5 protein-coding genes are annotated in these 4686 nt (G+C 26.4%); all 5 read left to right on the plus strand.

Going from position 1 to position 4686, the window contains the following annotated elements; genetic code table 11:
• The coding region (locus tag R5Z65_RS09570; protein ID WP_317368769.1) for a hypothetical protein at positions 1 to 981 on the plus strand (981 nt) is incomplete at its 5' end.
• The gene (locus R5Z65_RS09575; RefSeq protein WP_317368770.1) at positions 981 to 3320 is read left to right on the plus strand and encodes a VirD4-like conjugal transfer protein, CD1115 family; all 2340 of its coding nucleotides are present in this window, start codon (positions 981 to 983) and stop codon (positions 3318 to 3320) included. The genes R5Z65_RS09570 and R5Z65_RS09575, both read left to right, overlap by 1 nt.
• The gene (locus R5Z65_RS09580; protein WP_317368771.1) at positions 3304 to 3636 is read left to right on the plus strand and encodes a hypothetical protein; all 333 of its coding nucleotides are present in this window, start codon (positions 3304 to 3306) and stop codon (positions 3634 to 3636) included. The genes R5Z65_RS09575 and R5Z65_RS09580 overlap by 17 nt, the downstream gene beginning before the upstream one ends.
• 14 nt (positions 3637 to 3650) lie before the next feature.
• Positions 3651 to 4502 (plus strand): conjugal transfer protein TrbL family protein, encoded by an 852-nt coding sequence (locus R5Z65_RS09585; RefSeq protein WP_317368772.1) that lies wholly within the window; start codon positions 3651 to 3653, stop codon positions 4500 to 4502.
• Positions 4499 to 4686, plus strand: a 188-nt coding sequence (locus R5Z65_RS09590; protein ID WP_317368773.1) for a mercury transporter, incomplete at its 3' end; no start/stop codon positions are given. The genes R5Z65_RS09585 and R5Z65_RS09590, both read left to right, overlap by 4 nt.

Consider the following 4686-nt stretch of genomic DNA (forward strand, 5'->3'; position numbering starts at 1 on the left):
ATTACTATATATGAGGGTATGATAGCTATTAAAAAGGAAGATACCAAAAAATTAAATTTAGAAGATTTAAAAAGTTGGGAGAATTATATAACAAAGCATATAAATACAATAAGGGAGCATAACAACATAAAGCGAGAAGATTTTGAGTTTATATGTGCAGTACACGAGAAAGATATAAACTATCATACCCATATACTTTTTTGGGATAAATCTCAAAAGGTAGAAAAGAATTTTTTGTACCCAAGTATTCCCAATAAAATAAGAAAACAACTTATAAAAGATACTTTTGCAGATGAAATACTTAAATATGCAAAAGAAAAAGATTTAGCAGTTAAAAATGTTAGAGAAATTACCGACAAGTTAGTAGATGATTTTATAAATGATATAAAATTACTTGATAATAAAAAATATAACAAACTAAAAGAGAAAGGAATATTTAAAGGAGAAAATTCAATGTCAAATAATGAATTTATAGAGCATATTTTTAATGAAAGTTATAAAATAAAAAAGATGATACCTAAAGGAAGAATAGCTTATGAATTTTTAGAGCCAAGTGTTAAAGAAGAAGTTGATAAGCTAGTTAGTTATATAATTGAAAATAATGAAGATATAAAAAAATTAGTAGATGATTATGTAGAAGCTAAACTAGACATTGCAAGTTTTTATTCAGATAAATACCTTGATAAGCAAGAAGAACAGTATAGAAAAGAAATAGAAAAAATAATAGCTAATAAAATTTTAGGTATTGTAAAATCTATAAATAGATTAGAAAATGAATTTAAAAAACAAGAAGTAATAGAAAATAAACAGAAAAGACTTATTAAACAAACTATATTTGATTTAATAAGTCTTTTTTATGTTAAAGGAGAACGAGAAAGAGAAAACTATAATAGTATATTAAATGAAATAGTAACAGAGCTTTCAAAGGAGGCTAAAAAAGAAATATATCTTAAAAACAGGGATAAAGGGTATGAAAGATAATGAAGAAAAAAGAAAAAATATTAATATTAATATTTTTATCACTTTTAGGCTTTATAGCAAATGTATATTTAAGTGAAATGTTAAATACAGTTTTGCTAGGAAATGAAATAAACATTGAAAATTTAGAGTTTTTTAGTAACTTAAAAGATTTATTTATAAATGAAGATAAAAGAAAACTATTTTTATTACTTGAGTGTTGCAAGTATTTAGGAATAGTTTATTTTAGTTTACAAAATAACAAGCCGTATCAAACAGACTTAATTAAAATTACTGAAGATATTTACACACCAAAACAAGTTGGGCAATATCAATATGGTTCATCAAGGTGGCTTACTAACAAAGAAAAGGAGAAAGAGTTTGCCTATTTTATATTAAATCCTAAAGATAAAAATATTAAAAAACTTATAAAAAATGGAGAAAAAGCTATTGAAAAAGTTAAAAAACAAACACTTACTAAAAAAGAAGAAATTAAAAACAAAGAAGATAAAGGAGAAAATCAAATTGAAAAGGAAGCCTATCTACAAAAACAACAAAATTTACAGAATTTTAAAAGCAAAATTAAACAAAATAATATTTGCCAACAATTACAAAAGATTAATGTAAAAGTAAAGGAGAAAAAAGACTATGCAAAAGAAATGGCTAATTCATTTAAGGATAAGGTGTTAAATAATAAGTCCTTAAAAATAGAAGAAAAAAAGGGAGATGATAAAACAAAAATTATTGAAAAAGGTGGCATTGTAATAGGAATGACAAAGGAGGGAGATAAAGAAAAAATACATTATATAAAAGATGACGTACATACGCTTGTAGTTGGAGCTACTAGAAGTGGTAAATCAAGGTGTTTAGTAATTCCAAGTATTTGTACCATAGGACTATCTGGTGAAAGTATGGTTATATCAGACCCTAAAGGAGAGTTATTTCAATATACAAATGAATATTTAAAAAGTTTAGGTTATGATGTTATTTGTCTTGACTATAAAAATCCTAATAAAAGTACAAGGTATAACTTACTTCAACCTGTTATAGACGCAGTAAATAATGGAGATATGGAAAAAGCCGAAATGTATGCTTGGGATATAACTAACATACTTGTTGGGGACAATGTTTCTAATGAAAGGATATGGGAAAATGGAGAAAAATCGGTAATAGCAGTTGCGATTTTAAGTGTAGTTTTAAACAATATTGAAGATTATTCTAAATCAAAAGAAGAATACCAAAATTTAACTAATGTATACTGGTTTATAGCAGAAATGAATAAAAAAATAGAAGATAAATACCCTATTGATTTATTTATAGAAAACTTACCACAAAATCACCCAGCAAGAGCATTATTATCTATATCAGAAGTTGCACCAAGTAGAACAAGAGGTAGTTTTTTTACATCGGCACTTACAACTTTAAGATTGTTTACAAGTAAATCTATATATAACATAACAAATACAAGTGATTGTAGACTTGAAGATATAGGAAGAAAAAAACAAGCTATATTTTTTATTCTTCCAGATGAAAAAACTACATATTATCAAGTAGCAAGTTTAGTTGTATCTCAATTATATGAATTATTAGTAAGACAAGCAGATGAACGAGGAGGACGACTTAAAAATAGAGTAAACTTTATATTAGATGAGTTTGGCAATTTTGTAAAAATAAGTGATTTTACTAACAAGCTAACAGTTGCAGGTGGACGTGGTATGCGTTTTAATCTATTTTTACAATCTTTTGAACAATTAGATATGAAATACGGCAAAGAAGAAAGCCATATAATAAAATCTAACTGTCAAAACTGGGTGTATTTACAAGCAGATGACGAAGAAACTTTACAATCTATTTGTAATAAGTTAGGTAAATATACAACAAGTGCTTATCAATTATCTAGTAATCACGCAAAATTTACAAATCCTAGCTCATCACATAGTTTAAGCCTTGTATCAAGAGAGTTACTCACAACTGATGAAATAAGAAGAATAAAGCGACCTTATCAAATAGTTATGGGAAGAAGCTATCCTTGTATGTCTATTGCAGATGATTTAAGAAAATGGTATTTTAACACAATGTGTGGGCTTGGAGATGAAGAGCATAACAGAAAAATAAGACAAAAACGAGAAAACGAAAGAGAAATTATAACTATAAATAGTGAAATTAAGCTATGGAATATTTGGAATTGTTATAAATCTATGATTAAAAATAAAGCCTTTGAAAATAGTATAAATAATATTAAACCAAAAGTTAATGAAAATAATAAGCCTACTATAACTAACACTATGAAAACAAGTAAAATAAATTTAAGTAAACAAAATAATAAAAGTGATGGAGGAAATAATATTGAAGAAAATATGTAATTTTTTAAAAGTAGGTATGTCTAGTATGGTACTTACTTTTTTTCTGTTTTTAAATAAAATTTATGCAAGTAATATAGGAAGTAGTCAAATTGCTAAAGGACTTGATAAACTGTTAAAAGATTTAACAAGTTGGGCATACAAAATAATACCTGCTGTTGGTACAGTTTTAGTAATATACTTTTTTATAAGGCGAGGTTCGTCAGATGAAATGGATATAAAAAAGTGGGACAATAGAATTAAAACTTGTATTATTTCAACAGTTGGAGCAGTTTTAGGTGCAGTAATAATCGAATTAGCAATTTCTTACTTTAAATAAAGGAGTTATGTTTTATGGCAATTATACTTTTAGCATTAATAGGTGCATTATTAACAGGGTGTATAGCTTTAATAGATGACTTGCTAGGTAGTGTTTTAGATATTTGCTTGTATGCAGATAAATATATGACAGGTTCAAATGGTAATAATCTAGTAGATGGATTATTTAGTGTAGCACTTGGTACTGGTGTGTCGTTAATTATATTAAAATTTTTGAAAAAAGGTTTTGAATGTTATGTGCTATGGACAGATGGAGATGCAGATTCAAAGCCTTTTTTAGTTTTAACAAGATTTTCACAAGCAATAATAATAGCAATATGTTTTCCAACACTATATACATTTATTGCACAAATAACAGAAAGCCTTACAAATGAAATATTAGTTGTTGTAGGTGCAGACACTAACTACGATTGGCTTAATTGGGCAAATGCAATAATATCTTTAGGCTTGGTAAATGCAATATTTGGCTTAATATTTGTTATATGTTATTTTATTTTGTACTTTCAATTTTTAATGCGTGGACTTGAAATACTTATTTTAAGAATAGGTATGCCTTTTGCTTGCGTTGGTTTACTTGATAATGATAAGGGAGTTTTTAAGCCATATATGAATAAATTTATTCAGTCAATGTTTGCTTGTATTATACAAATAGCTTTATGCAAGTTGGGTATAGGTTTAATGTTAAATATGGGAATAAATATGAATATGTTTTGGGGAATAGCTTGTCTTGTACTTGCAATAAAAACACCTAGATTTTTATCAGAATTTTTAATACCAACAGGTGGTGGAAGTTTTGTAAATAATATATATCACTCAAGTAGATTAGTTGGAATGGCTAAAAATTTAATAGCTAAAAAAGGAGGGTGATTAAAATCATAGATGAACTTTCAAATATAATGATAGGTATAATAAGAACAGGAGTTATACTTAGATTTATATTTTGTATGATGACTATGCAAAAGGCAGATGATGAAGTGGAGGGAATGAAAAAAAGAGCAATAAATTTAGTTATATTTTATATAATAGCAGAGAGTATATTTCAAATAAAAGA

Source organism: uncultured Tyzzerella sp., assembly GCF_963558545.1.
Taxonomy (GTDB): domain Bacteria; phylum Bacillota; class Clostridia; order Lachnospirales; family CAG-274; genus Tyzzerella.

Bases quoted from the DNA above. Each gene is read 5' to 3' on its own strand.
- R5Z65_RS09575 (WP_317368770.1), top strand. From the start codon at position 981: ATGAAGAAAAAAGAAAAAATATTAATATTAATATTTTTATCACTTTTA.
- R5Z65_RS09585 (WP_317368772.1), top strand. From the start codon at position 3,651: ATGGCAATTATACTTTTAGCATTAATAGGTGCATTATTAACAGGGTGT.